The sequence below is a fragment of the Micromonospora sp. NBC_00858 genome (assembly GCF_045207365.1).
Classification (GTDB): Bacteria; Actinomycetota; Actinomycetes; order Mycobacteriales; family Micromonosporaceae; genus Micromonospora.
Genome location: NZ_CP108828.1, coordinates 2,550,174 through 2,568,293 on the forward strand (window position 1 = coordinate 2,550,174; position 18,120 = coordinate 2,568,293).

The 18,120-nt window shown below is 68.4% G+C and carries 16 protein-coding genes; 9 read left to right on the forward strand and 7 right to left on the reverse strand.

Translation table 11 applies throughout. The annotated features are described in order from the left end of the window. Positions 1 to 7 precede the first annotated feature (7 nt). A complete protein-coding gene (locus tag OG990_RS12005) occupies positions 8 to 1,021 on the reverse strand; it encodes an acetamidase/formamidase family protein (RefSeq protein WP_406080432.1) in 1,014 nt (337 codons plus the stop codon). Then, positions 1,018 to 2,424: an APC family permease gene (locus OG990_RS12010; RefSeq protein WP_406080434.1), complete on the reverse strand. Its 1,407-nt coding sequence runs from the start codon at positions 2,422 to 2,424 to the stop codon at positions 1,018 to 1,020. The genes OG990_RS12005 and OG990_RS12010 overlap by 4 nt, the downstream gene beginning before the upstream one ends. 325 nt (positions 2,425 to 2,749) lie before the next feature. On the opposite strand from OG990_RS12010, the gene OG990_RS12015 reads away from it, so the two are divergent. The 4 genes from OG990_RS12015 to OG990_RS12030 all read left to right on the forward strand — a co-directional run bounded on the left by OG990_RS12015 (position 2,750) and on the right by OG990_RS12030 (position 6,890). Further along, a complete protein-coding gene (locus tag OG990_RS12015; RefSeq protein ID WP_406080436.1) occupies positions 2,750 to 4,087 on the forward strand; it encodes a helix-turn-helix domain-containing protein in 1,338 nt (445 codons plus the stop codon). A gap of 34 nt (positions 4,088 to 4,121) precedes the next feature. After that, the gene (locus OG990_RS12020) at positions 4,122 to 4,997 is read left to right on the forward strand and encodes a DMT family transporter (protein ID WP_406080438.1); all 876 of its coding nucleotides are present in this window, start codon (positions 4,122 to 4,124) and stop codon (positions 4,995 to 4,997) included. A gap of 148 nt (positions 4,998 to 5,145) precedes the next feature. Then, the gene (locus OG990_RS12025; RefSeq protein WP_406080440.1) at positions 5,146 to 5,799 is read left to right on the forward strand and encodes an HAD family hydrolase; all 654 of its coding nucleotides are present in this window, start codon (positions 5,146 to 5,148) and stop codon (positions 5,797 to 5,799) included. Between the two features lie 71 nt (positions 5,800 to 5,870). Beyond that, complete coding sequence (locus OG990_RS12030; RefSeq protein WP_406080442.1) at positions 5,871 to 6,890, forward strand: tryptophan--tRNA ligase; 1,020 nt, start codon at positions 5,871 to 5,873, stop codon at positions 6,888 to 6,890. On the opposite strand, the gene OG990_RS12035 is transcribed toward OG990_RS12030, so the two are convergent. The 4 genes from OG990_RS12035 to OG990_RS12050 are packed head-to-tail and all read right to left on the reverse strand — an operon-like array spanning position 6,883 to position 10,613. Further along, positions 6,883 to 7,968 carry an FAD-dependent oxidoreductase gene (locus OG990_RS12035; protein ID WP_406080444.1) on the reverse strand — a complete coding sequence of 362 codons (1,086 nt, stop codon included), beginning with the start codon at positions 7,966 to 7,968 and terminating at the stop codon, positions 6,883 to 6,885. The two genes, OG990_RS12030 and OG990_RS12035, sit on opposite strands and share 8 nt — an antisense overlap. Beyond that, entirely contained in the window at positions 7,925 to 8,821 is an 897-nt protein-coding gene (locus OG990_RS12040) for a hypothetical protein (RefSeq protein WP_406080446.1), read from the reverse strand. Before OG990_RS12040 ends, OG990_RS12035 begins: the two co-directional genes overlap by 44 nt. Next, complete coding sequence (locus tag OG990_RS12045; protein ID WP_406080448.1) at positions 8,818 to 9,810, reverse strand: hypothetical protein; 993 nt, start codon at positions 9,808 to 9,810, stop codon at positions 8,818 to 8,820. The genes OG990_RS12040 and OG990_RS12045 overlap by 4 nt, the downstream gene beginning before the upstream one ends. Positions 9,811 to 9,830: 20 nt before the next feature. Beyond that, positions 9,831 to 10,613, reverse strand: a complete 783-nt coding sequence (locus OG990_RS12050) for a hypothetical protein (protein ID WP_406080450.1) — start codon at positions 10,611 to 10,613, stop codon at positions 9,831 to 9,833. 462 nt (positions 10,614 to 11,075) lie between these two features. Between OG990_RS12050 and OG990_RS12055 the strand changes: the two genes are divergently transcribed. Continuing rightward, positions 11,076 to 11,639 (forward strand): NUDIX hydrolase, encoded by a 564-nt coding sequence (locus OG990_RS12055; RefSeq protein ID WP_151491843.1) that lies wholly within the window; start codon positions 11,076 to 11,078, stop codon positions 11,637 to 11,639. Here OG990_RS12055 and OG990_RS12060 read toward each other — a convergent pair. Then, positions 11,636 to 13,009: a helix-turn-helix domain-containing protein gene (locus tag OG990_RS12060; RefSeq protein WP_406080452.1), complete on the reverse strand. Its 1,374-nt coding sequence runs from the start codon at positions 13,007 to 13,009 to the stop codon at positions 11,636 to 11,638. The genes OG990_RS12055 and OG990_RS12060 overlap by 4 nt on opposite strands. Positions 13,010 to 13,457: 448 nt before the next feature. Between OG990_RS12060 and OG990_RS12065 the strand changes: the two genes are divergently transcribed. The 4 genes from OG990_RS12065 (at position 13,458) to OG990_RS12080 (ending at position 17,405) form a co-directional block, all read left to right on the forward strand. Continuing rightward, positions 13,458 to 14,333 carry a replication-relaxation family protein gene (locus tag OG990_RS12065; protein WP_406080454.1) on the forward strand — a complete coding sequence of 292 codons (876 nt, stop codon included), beginning with the start codon at positions 13,458 to 13,460 and terminating at the stop codon, positions 14,331 to 14,333. Between the two features lie 426 nt (positions 14,334 to 14,759). Next, the gene (locus OG990_RS12070) at positions 14,760 to 15,008 is read left to right on the forward strand and encodes a hypothetical protein (RefSeq protein ID WP_387194344.1); all 249 of its coding nucleotides are present in this window, start codon (positions 14,760 to 14,762) and stop codon (positions 15,006 to 15,008) included. 86 nt (positions 15,009 to 15,094) lie between these two features. After that, positions 15,095 to 16,777 carry a recombinase family protein gene (locus OG990_RS12075; protein WP_406080456.1) on the forward strand — a complete coding sequence of 561 codons (1,683 nt, stop codon included), beginning with the start codon at positions 15,095 to 15,097 and terminating at the stop codon, positions 16,775 to 16,777. 247 nt (positions 16,778 to 17,024) lie between these two features. Beyond that, the gene (locus OG990_RS12080) at positions 17,025 to 17,405 is read left to right on the forward strand and encodes a VOC family protein (RefSeq protein WP_073837923.1); all 381 of its coding nucleotides are present in this window, start codon (positions 17,025 to 17,027) and stop codon (positions 17,403 to 17,405) included. Positions 17,406 to 18,120 lie beyond the last annotated feature (715 nt).

Genomic DNA, 18,120 nt, shown 5'->3' on the forward strand with positions numbered 1-18,120 from the left:
CCGGCTCCTATCGCAGCCCGGCGGCGCGCTGCCTCAGGCGGGCATGGACCCTGCCGTAGGCGGCGGTTGGGGCCGGGAGCAGCGTCTTGTCGAGGGCGGCGAGGACCGTGTAGTTCGGGTCGCACACGTTGCCGATCGGCGCCCGCCCGGCCTGCGACACCAATTGGTAGGCATCGAGCTGCTCCAAGCCGGTGAGGTCACTCACCCAGCCGACCAGGTCGCGGTGCGCGATCCGGTACGCGTCCTCCAGGGGACGGGCGCAGCCGACCGACATGATCTCCCGGTCGGTTTCCAGCCGGGGCCACACGGAGCCCGCGCCTTTGATGACCTCGATGACCAGCGTGGTGGTCGTGGCGATCTCCACCCCGACCCCACAGGCTTCACCCTCGCCCTGGCGGGCGTGCCCGTCGCCGAGCGCGAGCATCGCCCCATGCACGTTCACCCCCAGGTAAAGGGTGCTCCCGGCGCGCACCTCGGGGGTGTCAAGATTCCCACCATGCGCGTCGGGGACGATCGTGGCGCGGGCCTCGAACCCGCCCGGCGCGACGCCGATCGTGCCGATCATCGGGTCCAGGGGCAGGTCGACGCTGTGGTCACTGCCCGTGGCATGGAAGCGGACCGTTCCGGCCTGCCGGTCGAGGTCGTACACCCACACGCGCTCCTCGAGCGGCGGCTGCAAGGTGGCGGTGTGCGAGGTCGAGGTGAGGGCTCCGAAGTGCGGGAATGTCGACGAGACTCCCCAGTCCCGGGCGGGCTCGATGGCGGCGAGGTGGACCGCGAGGGTGTCGCCGGGTTCGGCGTCCTCGACGAAGAACGGTCCGGAAGCCGGGTTCAGGTACGGCATCCGGCACACCCGCGACGGCAAATCCGCCGGCCCGCGCACGAGACCGCCGAAGCAGTCCTCCGTGAACACTCGCAGCACGTCGCCGGAGCGGACGTGGGCCACCGGCATTCGGCCGCCGAAGGTGTAGGCCAACTCATCGCGAGCCGGACGGTAAGTGATCGTGTCCATGCCGGTCACACCCGTTCCACGTGGCGGGCCTGCGGCTGCGCGGGCGCCAGACCCGACAGCGCGGGCCGGCGGCCGGCCAGGTACAGGCCGGCGAGAACGACCATGCCGAGGGCGAGCCAGGCCAGGCCGAGGCGCTGCGCGGCGATGTTCGCGTTGACCACCACGTAGGCGAGGATCGCGAACCCGATCCCGGGCATGACCAGGTGCGCCCACCAGTTGCCGCTGCGCTGGCGGATGAGGTGGTGCACGACCACGGATACGTGCAGGACCAGGAAGGCGACCATCGCCCCGAAGTTGATCAGCGACGACAGAAGGGTGATCCCGTCGACGCGGGTGGCCATGTAGAGGCCGAGGGCGAGAGACACGGCGCCGGTGAGCAGGGTGGCGTTGAGCGGCACGTTGCGGCGGATCGACACCTTCGCCAAGAAGGCGGGCAGTTGCCGGTCGCGGGCCATCGCGTACAGCAGGCGTGAGGTGGCGACCTGCGCGACCATCGAGTTCGGCAGCCCCCAGGCGATGGCCGTCGCCACCGCGCACAGGGTCGCCAGCCAACTCCCGCCGGCCACGGCGGCGGCGTCGTAGAACGCGGTCCCGCTTGGGTCACCGTTCGCCAGGAGACCGGCTGGGTCGGGGACGAGCATCGCGGCCAGCCACGTCTGGACGATGAACAGCACCCCGGCCAGGATCAGGACGGCGGCCATCGCGCGGCCGATCTGCCGGGAACCGCCCTTGGTCTCCTCGGCCAGCATGCTGATCCCGTCGAAACCGAGGAACGACAGCACCGCGATCGACACCGCGCCCGCGACGAGCGACCAGGTGAAGGTGTCGGCGTTGTAGAACGCCTCCCAGCTGAACCGGCCCCTGCCCGAGGCGAGGGCCCAGCCGGCAATGGCCAAGAAGATCGCCAGGACGATCAACTCGCCGACGAGCATGGCCCGAGTGACCACCGCGGTCATCCGGATCCCGACCGAGTTGACGACCGTGTTGACCGCCACGAACCCGAGCAGCCACAGCCACACCGGCACCGACGGGACCGTGGCGTGCATCGCCATCGACGCCACCAGGTACAGCAGGCCAGGCACGAGCACGTAATCGAGGAGGATCACCCAGCCGGCCAGGAAACCCACCGGCGGGCTGATGCCCCGACCGGCGTAGTTATAGACGCTGCCGCTCATGGGGAACGCCTTGACCATCTGCGCGTAGGAGAACGCGGTGAACACCAGCGCCACCACGCCGATCGCGTACGCCAGGGCCGCCATCCCACCGGAGCCGGCATAGACGCTGCCGAAGATCGCCATCGGCGCGATCGGCACCATGTACACCAGGCCGTACGCGACCAAGTCTCGGAAGCGCAACCTCCGGGCCAACTCCTGGCGGTAGCCGTAGCGAGCTAATTCGTCCTGCTCGTACATCAGTGATCCTCTCTATTGAGATCAACTACACGGACACGGCGCTTCGTGGCGGCGGTCGCGGGAACTTGGTTGAGCGCGACGTCATCCGCACCCGCATTGCGGCCGTTTCTGGATCGCGTGCCGCTAGGCAATGCCCTGTGAACAGGCGATCCGCGTTGTGATCGAGGGTCGCGTCCGGGGCGGGAAAGATCGACCCCCGTTGGTGGGGACCACCGACTCACCGGTACTCCACGGATCACGGGGAGTGCTCGCGCGGATGGCTTCCGTCACAGCGATGGTGATCGCTAACGTGCAACCCACGGCGACCAGGAGGCGGAGGCGGGGGATGGCGAGAAGCGCGCGTAGCTATCAGCGGGAGGCCGACGAGCTTCGCGCCAGCGGTTGGACGTACCGGCAGATCGCCTCGCATTGGCGGCAGCGGTACCGCTTCAACCCGCGAGTGGCCTTCCGCCTCGCTCACGGCCTGACGCAGGCCGATGTGGCGCAACGGTGGAACGAGCAGTGGCCCGACGCGGACGCGCCGAAGACCGCCAAGCAGATTTCTTACTGGGAGATCTGGCCGGGTTCGGCGGGCCGGGCCCCGTCGTTGGACACGTTGAACAAGTTGGCCTTCCTCTACCGGTGCGCCGCCGGCGAGCTGCTCGGCGGGGAGGACCACAGCCACCTCGATACGGCGGTCCTGGGCGCGAGCGAACCGGAGACACACGCCGGTCGGTCGACCAGCGAGCGCCCCACGGGCGCTCCGTTGCCCACCGGCGCGGTCCTGACCCGAGTCACCAATCGGATCGTTGAGGACTTCGAGATCCTCACCGACACCTACCGGCGCCTCGACTACCGAGAAGGCTCAGGCCGGGTGACCGCGGACGTTGGCGCTCACCTGCACCGGATGCTGGAGGTCAGCAACCGCACGACCAACACCAGCACCCACCACAGGCTGCTGCGCGCTGCCGGCGACGCCGCCCAACTCGCGGCCTGGTTCGCCATCGACGCCCAGCGCTACCAGCAGGCGCACGGGTACTGCCGGCTCACGATTTCGCTCGCGGAGAAGGCGAATGACCGCGCCCTGCACTCCTACGGTCTCGGCGTTCTCAGCCAGATCCACCTGCATCGCGGGGACGGCCGCACCGCCCTCAGCCTGCTGGGCACCGCCCGCGAGGTCGGCGGACAGGGCATCCCGGCCGCCGTCAACTCCTGGCTGGGTGAGGCCACCGGTGAGGCGTACGGATTCCTCGACGAGCCCCGCCGGGGCATGACCGCGCTGTCCGAGGCTGAACGGGTCTTCGACGGCGTCAGCGTTGACAACACACCTGCCTGGCTGAGCTTCTTCAACGCCGACTGCCACGCCGCCCGACTCAAGGGCCGATGCCTCACCCGGCTGAACCGCCCCACCGAAGCGACTCGCTCCCTGTACGAGGCACTAACCCTGCTACCCGCCGACTTCGTCCGGGAGCGCTCGGGAACATTCATCGACCTCGCCAGCGCGTACACACAGATGAACCAGATCGAGCAGGCCTGCCACGCCGCCACCCAGGCCGACGTCCTCGCCCGACGCACCGGATCCGAACGCGACCGTAAACGCCTCCGCCAACTCTTGGTCGACCTGCTGCCCTGGACTGGGCTCGACTGCGTGCAGAGCCTCTACCGGCAGGTGCTGATTAACTAGGACGCGTGCGCACGCCGACACGCCCCGACCCGCTGTGACCCGCCGCTCCTGGATCGAACTGGTCACCCTGTCCGCCCTCTGGGGCGCGGTCTATCCGCTCATCACCGTCGCCCTGCGCGACCTCTCGCCAACGCTCGTTGTCCTCGGGAGAGTGTTCCTCGCGGCGCTCCTCCTGCTTCCCCTCGCGGTACGCCGGGACGCCCTTTGGCTGATCTGGCGTAATCCTCGGGCGATCATCGAGACGGTGCTCGTGCAATCCACCGCGCCACTGTTGCTACTCACCTACGGGCAGCAGTACGTCTCGGCCAGCGTCGCCGGCATCCTCGTCGGCGCACAACCCCTGTTCGTCGCGCTCATCGCCCTCCGCTATGCGCCCGACGAACGCCCACAAGGCTGGAAGGGCCTGACCGGCATCATCCTCGGCCTGGTCGGCGTGGTCATGCTCTTCGGCATCGACCTGCGCGGAGGCCGCATGGCGCTGATCGGCGGCGCGCTCATCCTCGTCGCGGCCGTGTGCTACGCCGCTGGCGCGATGATGATCCACCGCCGGTACACCGAGGCACCGCCCCTCGGCGTCGCCACTTCCGCCATGCTCGTCACCACCGCAGCCGTGGTCGTTCCGGCCTCCGCGACGATCCCGACGCGGCTACCCGGAGCGGAAGCGACAGGTGCCCTCCTCGTCCTCGGGATCGTGTGCACCGGCGCGACGCTCGCCCTGTTCTACGCGCTCATCACCCGCGTCGGCCCCGCCCGCGCCGCCCTGGCGTTCTACCTGTCACCCGCTTTCGCCGTCGCCTTCGGCGTGGCCTTCCTCCGCGAGCAGATCAGCGTGTTCGCAATCCTCGGGCTCGCAGCGATCGTCGTCGGGTCCGTGCTCGCCGCACACCGCAGAGAGCCGACACCAGCGTAAAACCCTCTCCCAACCCTCGGTACAGGCGATTCGCCCCGCGTTGCCGGAGCCTCAGGGCATCGGTTGGCGCTGTCCTCGCATCTCGCCGCGGGACCGCTCGACGGGGAAGAATCGAGGTGTGAAGGGTGATCGCGAAGCGGGCAGCGAAGTGACCCATGGACGTCGGCCCGACCTCGTCATCTTCGACTGTGACGGGGTGCTCGTTGACAGCGAGTCGATCGTCGCGGGTGTGCTGGCGGAGCAGCTACGGCAGCTCGGCGTGGAGATCACCGACGCGGAGTGCGAGCGGGAGTTCGCGGGCTTGGCCCAGGACAGGGCCACTGATCGGGTCGTCGCGCTACTGGGCACCTCCGCCCCGGTGGGATGGTTCAACTCGCTCACGCGCTCTGTTGACGAGGCCCTTCGTGCTCGGGTACGTCCGGTGCCCGGCGTGCTGGACGTGATCCGCCTGCTGGATTTTCCGTTCTGCGTAGCGTCGAACGGGCGGGCCGAGAAGGTGGCCCTCACGCTGCGGACGAGTGGACTCGCGGGTTACTTCGAGGACAGGATCTTCACCGCCGCCGACGTCATGCGGGGCAAGCCGGCCCCGGATGTCTTCCTCCTGGCGGCCGAGCGGCTGGGCGCCGACCCACGGCGCTGTGTGGTGGTAGAGGACAGCGAGTCCGGGATCGCCGCTGCTCGGGCGGCGGGTATGCGGGTACTCGGCTTCGTGCCGGCGAGAGATCGGACGCTCGATGGCGCTGACGCGCTCTTCAGCAGCATGGCGGACTTGCCGAGAATGCTCTTCTTGCCGACCAACTGACAGGTCCATCCACCGCTCGCCAAGGCCGACAAGGACATCGACCAGACTCGGCCGCATAGTAATGTCGGGGTATGGGTTCTACGGCGCGTAAGGTCTCGCTGACGGGCATCAAGCCGACGGGCGAGCCGCACCTGGGTAATTACGTCGGTGCGATCCTGCCCGCGCTCGACTTGGCGGACAGCTACGAGTCGATGTATTTCATCGCTGACTACCATGCGCTCACGACGGTCCGTGATCCTGCTCTGTTGCGGCATTACACCCGGTCGGTCGCGGCGACCTGGCTGGCCGCGGGCTTGGACCCGGACCGGACTACCTTCTACCGCCAGTCCGACATCCCGGAGATCTTCGAGCTGGCGTGGGTGATGTCCTGCATGTCCGCGAAGGGGCTGATGAACCGGGCTCACGCGTACAAGGCGGCGCGTGACCGCAACCGCGAGGCCGGTAGGGAAGACCTCGACGCGGGCGTGAACATGGGTCTGTTCAACTACCCCGTGCTCATGGCTGTCGACATCCTGATCGTCGAGGCTGACGTGGTGCCGGTCGGCCGCGACCAGCTTCAGCACGTCGAGTACGCCGCCGACATCGCGGGCTCGTTCAACAGCATCTACGGCGACCGGTACAAGCTGAAGATCCCGAAGCCCGTCGTGCCCGAGGAAGGGACCGCGCACACGCTGCCCGGCACTGACGGCCGGAAGATGAGCAAGTCGTACGGCAACACGATCCCGCTGTTCGCCCCGGAGCCGGCCCTGAAGAAGGTCATCCGTCGGATCACGACAGACAGCGTCCCGGTAGAGGCACCCAAGGAGCCGGACTCCTCTTCCGTGTTCACGCTCTTGGAGCGGTTCGGTGACCCCGCCGTGGTCGCCGAGACCAGGGCTCGGCTGATCGCGGGCGGAATGGGCTGGGGGGAGGTCAAGGCGCAGCTGACCGAGGCGTTGAACGATCGGTTCGCGCCGATGCGCGACCGGTACGAGGCGCTCGTGGCTTCGGGTAGCGAGCTTGACGACCTGCTGGCGCATGGTGCGGACAAGGCCCGCAAGCAGACCCGGCCGGTGCTTGAGCGGGTCCGCGACGCCGTCGGAATCAGCTGAGCTGACGTTCCTGTTCGAGGGCGTTGACGACGCGTTCGGCGCAGTGCCACGCGGTGGTCCACTTGCCGGGCACCGCGACGACCAGGTTGGGGGCTCGACTCCAACCAGCGGGGGGATCACGAAGATCCGCCACGAAGCTGGTCGGAGCAGCGCGAGTTGTCACAGGTTCGCAGACAGTTCCCCATTGCAGGCTGAGATCGGCATCTGACCGGTGCAGCCCGCGCCGGACGAGCGCCGCCCGGATCCGCGCGTACTCGATTTCGTCCGTGCCGTACTCGCCGTTGACGCTTGGCAGGCCGACGCGGGCGTCGGCGTGGTCGGGGCTGATGGCCAGTAGGTCTCCGTCGAGCCAGTAGGTCAGGGCATCCGGTCGGGCACCGGCGTGCCGACTCCACGCGATGCGACGTTGCCGGAGCGTGTGCGCGATGCCCGCCCGAGCCAGCAGGTCGGGAGTGTCGGCACCGGCTGCCAACACGACCAGGGCGGGGCTGTCGCTGAGGTCGGGGACGGTCACCAGCGTCGTCTCCTGGTTGCGTCTCAGCGTGGTCCGGCGCTGCGACAGCAGCGACACCCCGCAGTCGTGCGCGAATGCTCTGGTGCGGGCGTGCAGGATGTCGAGGTTGACGCTGAAGTCCGGGATACGAAAGGCGGCGGCAGCGGGAGGATGAGCCGCCCTCGCGGGTGAGCGGTCCGGGCTGATCTCCTCGACATCGATGCCGATGTGCTGCCAGGCAGTGCGGTACGTGTGCACGGCCTCGGTCTCGGCGAACAGGGCGTAGCCATGCGGCTCGCCTACCAGGGCGGGGCGGAGTAATTCGTCTGGCCAGTCGTTCCTGTACTGCCAGCAGGCCTCGGCGACGTCAGGTAGAACCGGTGCCAGGACAGCGCCGGAGTGCAGTTGTCCGAAGTTCGCCAAGGACGCTCCGGGACGGCCGTCGCCTACGCAAAGGACGTCGAACCCGCGCCGGGCGGCGGTCGTGGCGATAGCCAAGCCGCACAGCCCGGCACCGACGACCAAGACCTTTCTCCTCGAATCAGGCATGAGGTGGCACGCCTCCTCCGTCGGGACGATGGACATCGCGATCTCGGAGAACCGTGACGTGGTAGCGGTCGGCGAAGCGGCGGACGAGCTCCGCGGGTGCGACGTGATGGTCGACTCGACGCCGGATGCGAGCTGGAGACCAACGCAGCCGTCCGCGAGCGGCGCTCCGGTGGGCTTGCATGCTGTCGCGTTCGGTCAGCAGGCACCGGAGGTGAGCCATCAGCACCGCCGACGTCGCTGCGCCGCCCCGCCCGTCACTCGTGGCCGGGTGGTCACCGACAAAGCTGGGCACCTGGACGACGAATCGGGAGCTGAGCGGCGCGCTTGCCGCCACATGGAGCTGGTGCGCGGCGTGGTCGTACGACCACGCCGGCCAGCACGGTGAAGCTGCCTCTTCCTCGCCCGTGCGCAACACGGGGAGCAGCAGTGCCACACCGGGTAGACCGGCGCTGGCGTACGTGATGACCTGACGCCGTTTCGCCAGCCCGTAGGGCGTCTGGTACAGGCCTGGGGCGAGAACGGCGGTGGTGCTGGCAGCGACCAGGTGGGGCTGGGCGGCGCACTCCCGAAGCCGATCCCGCAACCGCAGCACAGTGTCGGTCGCGGCTCGAACGCTGCGCCGCATGCCCTCGACACCGCTGCGGTCGAGGACCAGGTCGATAACGGCCACCCGCTTCGGACCACCGCATCGCAGACCGACGGCGTTGACGACCCTCGTCTGGTCCGCACAGTTCGTGAGGTCAGCGGAGATCCACTCAGCGGCGCTCGGCTTGCCGATGCCGGGTGAGCGTGCCACCGCGATCGTGTCGATGCCAGCGGCCGACAGCAGCGGCACCAGCTGACGGCCCAGGCGCCCGGAGGCGCCGAGGAGCACCACCGCAGTTGTCACGAGGCGGACTGCTTCCACAGCGTGGCGTACCGGTTGAAGGTCGCACAGAACTCGGCTCGGATCTCGTGCCACGGGCCTGGCTGGGCCTCGCGGTGCGCGAACGCCTCGCGGGCGGCAGCGGCGGAGGTGGCATCCCACCCGCTGGCAAGCTCGATCGCGGAGAGCACCGCGGGTTGGCTCGTCTGATCGTCGCGCATCACCCGCTCGGCCACTTCGTGGGGCGACATGTTGAGGTGGATGCTCGACGCCGGAATGCTCTTGGACATCTTGGGGTAGCCGGCGAGCCCTTCGAGCACACGGAAGTACAGCGCGCCGATGTTCCCGGTCCAACCGAGGCCCAACTCGCGGGCGTTGGCCTGACGTTCGAGGACGAGGCGGGCGAGGTCGGTGAAGTACGCCTCTTCCATGCCGGAGACCATGAGGACGTGCTTGGCGCCGTGGTCGAAGGGGCCGAGTACGTCGGCCACGGTGTACAGCGAGTCGGTGACCACTCCGATTTCGCTGCCGAGCAGGCCGTGGTCGGCGTACAGCTCCAGCAGGCTCTCGCGGTGCTCCTGGAAGTCGGCCCGGGAGAGGTATCGGGCGATGCGTCCGGCGCGCACGAGGTTGGCGTGGTCAAGGTGGGACCGCAGGTCGGTGGCGTCGCGGTCCAGCCCGAGTGCGATGAGGAAGGCGAACATCTGGTCGCGGACCTGGACCAGGGTCGACCAGGCGACGTTGCGGGAGTTCCACGCGCCGAGGTCGGAGATGATGACCGTCATCGGCGCGTGTAGCTGCCGCTGAAGTTCCACCGCGCCGAGCATGACCGACAGGGTGCCGGCGGTCGGCGCGTTCGTCGGGCCGAATCCGGTGACGATGGCCATCGAGTCGCGTACGTCAGGGTCCAGGACCGGTACGGCGCCGTCGTTGTGGGTGAAGCGGATCGCGGCCGGTCCCAGGTGTCCGGCGACGGCCTCGGCGGTGTGCTGGTCCATCGAAATGGCTGGCATCTGCCCTCCTTGATGTGGGGTTATCGGCTCTCGGACAGCCTCGTGAGCAGGCGCATGGCTTCACCAGATCGCCGGGCGTGCCGCACCCGCTGGAGCGAGTCCTTGGCGGCTGCACCGGAGTCGACGATGAGCGCGGCGTTCAGCTCGACAAGGCGGGTGGCGGGTGTGTCGCCGGCGGGTGCGAGTGCTTCGGCGGCGAGTGCGGCATTGCCTGCGTGGGTCGGTCGATGAGCAACGGCGGCGCGCCACTCCCTCGTGGGAGCATCGTTCGCGCGGATGGTCGCGCTCAACAGTCCGGAGGTGATGCATGCGAGGTGCGCGTTGCCGACGCCGCAGTACTCGTCCACGGTCTCGCCGTCGGTGAGGTCGGTCGAGACGACCGCCCCGGCGGGGATGTCGGGCCGGATGCTCTGAAGGGCGCGTGCTGACAGCTCCACGTCGGTGTGGGCGAGGCCGAACAGGAAGCGGGATGCCCGCACGCACAGCGTCGCCACCGGCATGAAGAAGCTCGCGGGGTTGATGGTGTCGAAGACGCCGTCATACCTGGCCGCGTACCGGGGGCAGAACAGCGGGTAGGAGACGAAGGCGATGTTGGTCTTCCGCATCGCGTCCGGGATGCTCGCCAGGTCAGCCACGGGCCTGATCCGGAGGACGTCGAGGATGTCAGCGGCGCCCGAGATCGCGGACACCGACCGGGAGACACCCTTGACAACGGGGGTGCCGGCTGCGGCGGCGAGGATCGCCGCAGCGGTGCTGACGTTGAAGGTCTTGAACTGTTCCTTGCCGCTGCCGGCGACGACCACCGTGTCGTCTGGCACGTCGATGGGTCGCGTGACGTGTCTGCGGAGCACAGGGTCGAACTCGACAACCTCAGTCCACCAGTCGAGCAGATCCGGCGCGCTGAGGTGAGCGTCTCGGATCAGTCCGGTGCACCATCGGCGCCATCGCTCGTTCGAGGTGGGCGACCTGTCGTGGAGGAAGGAGCGGAGCACGTCCCGGCTGTATCTGGGCGCGGTGCCGTCTGTCCCTGCGGTGGTCTTGGCTGCCGTGGCGCTGGTCATCTGCTATCTCCCGTCGAGGGGCGGCAGGACTGACGAATGCACCGGGGTCGGGCCACCTGACCCGTCGCATGTGACCACCACATCCGTCGATCAGTAGCCTCGCGCCAACGGAGCGTGAGAGGGGCGGTGCCGGTGTCAGCCGGTGTCAGCCGACGCTTCTGCCCGGACAAGCAAGGACACCGATGGCTGATTTAGGGTGATGCCATGACCACGGACGCCCGACGGGCCAGCGAGTGGACGATTCACGGCGAGCGCGTTATCGACGACACGCGACGCGCGGTACTCAGCGTCGCCGACGTGGAGTTACCGGATGGCGTGCGTTTCGAGCAGTACGTACTGCGTGTCCCGGCTGCCGCGATGGTGGTTGTTCTCGACGACGCCGACCGGGTCCTGATGATGTGGCGGCACCGATTCATCATCGACCGCTGGGTGTGGGAACTTCCCGGCGGTTACCTCGACCCGGATGAGGATTCGGCCGTGTGCGCAGCCCGGGAGGTCGAGGAGGAGACAGGGTGGCGACCGAAGAGCATGGAGCCGCTGGTCGCCTTCCAGCCCATGGTGGGGACCATCGATCAACCGAACGTCGTCTACCTCTCCCGAGGTGCCGAGCCCACTGGCGCGGCGCCGGACATCAACGAGACCGAACGGCTCGGATGGATCCCGCTGTCGGAGGTTCAGCAACGCATCGACGCGGGCGAGATCGTTGGCGCGGGCTCGGTCACCGGTCTGCTCGCCGCTCTGCTCGCCAAGGCATCCGGGCGAATCTAGGCCGATCGCAGAAGCGGCTGGACCCGCTCGTTGAACTCGTTGACGGCAGATAGCCCCTGGTAGGGGCTGAGCCGATCGGCTAGGTCGGCCAGGTAGTCCCGCGCTCGGCGAGAGCTCAACTGCTCTGCTGCCGTAGCCGCCTGCACACCTACGACGGCAGCCTGTTCGGGTTCGCCGGACTGCACGTGAGCCACCGCCAGGAGCGCGAGATTGAATTGGCGTCCGCGGGCGTAAGCCTGGCCGTCCATGTCGAGCGAGCGGACCGCGAAGCGTGCCGCTGTCTTCCCCTGCCCCAGGGCGGTGAAGCAGTGCCCGAACTTCGCCGACAGGTACGCCTCGTCGAAGTAGCCAATCCACTGCGGGCCGCTGCCGCGGTCGGCGCGGTCGAAGGCGCGCTCGGCCCGGTCGAGCGCGGCGGCACACGCCGCCTCGTCGCCCCCGACCGCGTGGCCCTGCGCCTCAAGTACCGCCGACTCCGCCTCAATCGCCGTGACGCCGGCCTGAATCGCCATCAGCCCGGCCGCACGAGCCAGATCCACCGCCTCCGCCGAGGCACGGAGGTAAGCCGCCTGGTGACTCATCGCCGCCAGGATCTCCGCGCCCAGCGGTCGATCACCCGCTGAGGCGGCCAGTCGCAACGCCTGCACCATGTATCGCTGCGCGAGCCCGTGCATGCCGGCGTCGTACGACGACCAACCGGCCAGCTGCGTCGCCTCGGCAGCAGCGGACATCAGGGCTCGGCCTGTTCGTTGGTCGTATCGGCCGCGTAGCAGCCCAGCCACCTCGGTGTCGAGAAACCGCACCACACTGTCTCGGACCCGCGTCCCGCCGTACTGGTTGTCCAGCGACCGGTAGACGCCGGTAATGCGCCGCACCGCTTCGATTTCCGGTTCCCCGACGAGGCGCTCACCAGCGCTTGAGGGTCGCTCGTCCAATGGCGCGGTCAGCCAGCGCACGGCTGGTGAAAGAAACGCCGCCGCGCTGAAGCCGACGCCTCGGAGCAGATCCCGCCGTTGCATATCGTCCCGCCACAGCTCGGTCGCCACGGCAACACCGCGTTGCCAATCCGCTGCGAACTCTAGCCCCGGGATCACGGTCGGACCGGAGGTAACCGCGGCTGCTGACGACTCACCAGCGTCGGCTGACACCACCGATGCCAACGCGAGTAGCTCACCGCCCGCGCCCAACGCCGCCTCAAGAAGCGCCAGCACGGATGGGCTCGGACGCTTCAGACCGGCCTCCAGATCCCACAGGTAGCCGTGAGAGCAGTGGATCTGCTGACCAAGCCGACGAAGCGACAGGCGCCGCTTCAACCGCAGCGCCTTCAGACACGTCCCGAACGCTGGATCGATCGCTTGCCGCCCAGGCATGGCATGCAACCCCCGAAAGTCGGTCGGCTGGACACGTGCGGCTACATCACTTCAATCGATGGACGCTACCTCTTCGGACAGCGACCGCGCGAAAGCAATCGGTTACCACCCCGCCAGGCGTGGACCTGGCTCGGCCGACCCACGTTGCCGTACGGCCCGAACTCCTATCGAAAGGCTCTATCTGCGATGTCCGCAATCATCTGCTCGAACGGGTCAGCAAACCTCGCTGACCCATCCGCACCTGATCGTCTCCACATGGACAGCGACGGGCTTGACCTCCCGTTGCGGGTCCGGCCGACTCTCCCACTTGGCGTCCCGCTTCAACAGGACCCCCGAACGGACCCTCTGGTTCGGCTCACAGCCCAGGTCAGGGCCGCTGTCAGCGCCGTCTGTCATGATGCGACAGACCCTCCGACTGGGTCTCTCCCCCCTGGGATGGTGATGGCGCATGCCTGATCAGCTGCTTCGGGTGCAGGCCCAGCTCACCGGCCGCGACCTCGTCCTGCTCGGCTGGCTGGCCGATCACGGTGTTCTCACCTCCTTCCAGATCGCCAATGCCCTTTTCCCCTCGGTCGATTACGCCCAGGAACGCCTGCGGGCCCTGATGCAGAAATTGGGGGTAGTGGACCGGTTCCGGCCGCAGAAGCCCGACGGCGGCTCCTACCCCTACCACTACGTGCTGGCGCAACTCGGCGTCGAGGTCGTCGCCGCGCAGCGCGGCGACGACCTGCCGCGCAGGGACCAGGCCCGGCGGAAGCGTTGGCACCTGACGAGGCGGGCGAACCTGCCGCATCTGCTCGGGGTCAACGGCTTCTTCACCGCCCTGGCCGGTCACGCCCGCACCCATCCCGGCAGCGAGTTAACGCGCTGGTGGCCGGCTGGACGTTGCCAGCAGACGGGGGCCTTCGCCGAGCCCGACGACGACGTCGCGGCCCGCGCCTATACGCCGAGGTCGCGGCCGGATGGGCACGGCATCTGGGTCGAAGGCGACCGCAGGGTGCCGTTCTTCCTTGAGTACGACCTCGGCACCGAACGGCCGCTGTCCCGACTGGTCGACAAGATCGACGGCTACCGGGAACTCGCGCACGCCACCGGCCGGATCTGGCCGGTGTTGTTCTGGCTGCACTCCCCGGAACGGGAGCGGCACCTACATCAGGAACTCGCCGCCGCCGGGACCATCTACCCGGTGGCTACCGCCGTGCACGCCGAGGTCACTGGCGTCACCCCGGCCGAGGCGATGTGGTGGCTGCACCGCTACCGCGGGGCGTCGATGCGTTTGGCCGACCTCCCTGTCGGAGGCAGCCGCAGCGAACAGGCCGGCTGACCCACAGCGGCGGACCCATCCCCGGTGACCGGACACGCGCCCACACAGGCGGCGACAAGGGCCATCCCACCGTTGATCAGGCGGCCCCGCGGCGCGCGTGCGAGCGGTAGCTGTCCGCGCCTTTCTCCCGTCGAGGAAGGGCCGACGGTACCTCTGCTCTCGCCACGACAGCAAGCCTTCGAAACTGTCAGCCGCTCTCCGACCCCTGCGTGAGTTGTCGTGAGTCGCTGACAGTCCGAATCGTCTGCCGGTGACAGCGCTGCGAGCTATCGTCCGCGCCCCTCACGCCAGGCAGCCGTGACCGCCGCCAGTGGGCTCTCCCGCATCAATCGGATCATCGCGCGCATTCGCGCATTCGCGCAGGAAAGGAAACCGCATGAACGAAGGACTCCGACCCCAGCAGCGACACACGCTTTTCGGAGGACCGTGGCCACCGCGCCCCATGACGACGAAAATGCCGTCCGGAGCTATCCTGACGACCCGTATTCCGGTACCGCCACCAATAACGGCGGTGCGAGAACCACCTCGACCGGCGGAAAGGAAACGACGATTCCGATGCGTATCGCACGCGTCGATACCATTCCCATGACCGCCGAAGACCTCGACAACGCCGCCGAAGCCCTCGCCGTCCTACTCAACCAGTTCTGGCGCGAACACCCCGACCTCGCCGCCTGAAACCCTCGCCCGACACGGGCGGCCACCCGCGCGTGGGCCGCCCGTCGGCCGAGCCACCCCGACCCCCGCACGGAGGAACCACCCTCATGTCAGGCAAGCCCACCCCCACCAGCGCACCGAAGCGACGCGGCCGACGCGCCCCCACGAGCACCCAGCCCGACAGTTCGACCGGCCCGTGCCGGGTGTGCATCTACATCCGGCGCTCCACCGACGACGAGCACCAGCCCTTCAGCCTGCTCGCCCAACGCACCGCCCTGCGTAAGTACGTCGAGAGCCACCCCGACTGGGTCATCGTCTGCGAATTCGAAGATGACGCCTCCGGCGCCACCACCGACCGCCCCGGCTTGAAAAAGGCACTCGACGCCGCGAAAGCCGGCATGTTCGACGTCCTACTCGTTTACCGAGTAGACCGATTCAGTCGAAGCCTCGCTCACTTCATCGATCTCGCCGCCACCCTCGACGCCGCCAACGTGCGATTCTCCTCCGCCACCGAACCCGTCGACACCGGCGGTGCGATCGGTCGCATGATGCTGCAATTCCTCGCCGTGTTCGCCGAATTCGAACGCAACATGATCATCGACCGGGTGAAGAGTGGCATGACCGCGAAAGCCAGCAAAGGCCAATGGGCCGGCGGCAACCGCCCCTACGGCTACCTCGTCGACCGCGACACCCAACGCCTGGTGCCCCACCCAGACGAGGCACCCATCCTGCGCGACATCTTCCACCTCTACACGCGCGACCGTCTCGGCACCCGCGCCATCGCCACCGAGTTGAACTCCCGCGGCGTCCCCAACCGCACCGGCAAAAAATGGTCCGGACACACCATCAACCGGATCCTGGACAACCCCGCCTACCTCGGGGACATCGCCTACCGCGACATCCTCGTCCCCGACGCCCACGACGCACTCATCGACCGGGACACCTTCCGACGAGCCCACGACATCGCCAACGCCCGAGGCGACGTCCAAACCCAGCGGGCCATGTCCGACTCGGACTACTACCTCACCGGCCTGTTGACATGTCCGCAGTGCGGACAGCGCTACATCGGCACATCCGCCAAAGGCCGGACCCGCCGCTACCGCTACTACACCTGCTTCACCCGCACCCGCTACGGCAAACACGCCACCTGCACCGCACCCCGGCTCCCCGCCGACGACCTCGACCACATGATCCTGCGGGCCCTGCACGACTTCTACACCACCGCCGAACCCGTCCTCGCCGCCATGATCGACCGCGCCCACGCCCAACACGACACCACCAGCGACGACCGGCGAGCCGAACTCACCGCCATCGCCCACCAGATCACCAGCACCGAAAACGCGATCGACCGCTACCACGCGGCGTTCGAGAACGGCACCATGGACGACGCCACCGCCGGCCCCCGCATCCGCGAACTTCGCCAACGGCTCGCCCAACTCCAGGCCCGGCACACCGAACTCGACGCCGGCCTGACATCGCAGCCCGAACCCCCGCCGCCCGGCACCATCGCCCGCATCCGCGACCACCTCAGCACCATCATGACCAGCGGCACCGCCACCGAACGCAAAGCCGCCATCGAGGTACTCATCGCCGAAGTCCAACTCACCGACCAGGGAGTCGTACCCGTGTTCAAGATCCCCACCGACACGACAATGCCCCCGCCCGAAACGGACGGGGGCACCTCAGGAGTACCACCGGTTCGCACAATGGTGCGGTCGGTGGAGCCCAGGGGACTCGAACCCCTAACCCCTGCCTTGCAAAGGCGGCTCCACACAGTTGATGCTTGCTGATCAATGCCGACGACTGGTGTTGTCGTCCGGGACTTTGCTGTCCCGTACCAACGGTTGACGGCTGTTGTCGCGCGTCTCGCTGACTTCCTGCTGACTGACGACCGTCAGGGCTCAGCCCGACGGGCACCCTCGTCCAGCCCCGCTCGCCTCGCCCGGTACGATCGCGGGCTTGTTCACACTGCAGGGAGCCCATGATATCCGCGTGCGGCCGCCCCGGCAGTTCCCATGCTGAGAGTAGGTTTCGTCAATGGCATGCCGTATCGGTGAGCTCGTGCTCAAGTGCCGCGACCCCGAGGTGCTGGCGCGGTTCTGGTGCGAGGTCCTGGACTTCATAGTGCTCGATCGCGAAGAGGGGGTCTACATCGAGATAGGCCCGCGCGAAGGGTTCGGCGGCCCGCAGCCGACGATCTTCCTCATCCGCAACGACGAGCCGAAGAACGGGCATGCCCGGCTGCACATCGACGTCAACCCCACCGACCGCGATCAGGACGCCGAGCTCGAGCGCCTCCTGGCCGCCGGGGCCAAACTCGTCGACATCGGTCAGCCTGCGGATGCGTCCTGGCACGTCCTCGCCGATCCAGAAGGCAACGAGTTCTGCCTGCTCAAGCGCCGCCTCGACCCACTCTGACGGCCCTTGCCCAAACGATCGACGCAGCCGCCACCCCGCAGCCGCCGACAAGATCTGGCGACCCCATCAATAGCTGGGGGGCCGGGTGGATGCTCGACCCGCCCCGTGTCGCATGCGTGTTGGTGAGGCATTGACCCAGCCAGCGGAACCTCGCCATCCCGTCGCCGCCGACCCGCCCTTGTGGGAGCGGGCCGCCGTCGGGGCCGCCACGTCAAGACGGCCTTGACGCACGGACGGACGCTGGCGGTCCCGGCGGCGGTCTGCTCGGCTCGCCCCGGGTCTTCGGCGGTGGGATGGCGCTACCGTAACCACTCACGGACCGCGACCCGCCGGCGGAGCCCCGGCCATCCTGGAGCCGGAGCGCCCCCGCCGGAGGCGCCCTAGCCGCAACCCTGCGGCCGCCGCCAGCTCGCCGACGCGGCCGGCGTGCGCTCCCTTACGCCGCGCGGGCACGTGGCCGCGCGGCCCGGCCGGCTGCCGGCCCACCCCTCACTCGTCAACGATCTGTCGTTCTGCGGCGGCCCACCGGGCTTCCCGCTTTCCGCGCCAGCCGCCGGGCGTCAGGCGTGACGGCCGCAGAGCGACAGCGGCGCGGCCGGCGCGCGCCCAGGCGGCGGCGCGTGCGGCCCGTCAAGGGCCGCCTTGACCTACCTCGGCCACGCCGACCCGGGATTCACTCTGCGGACCTACACACACCTGCTGCCGACCAGTGAGG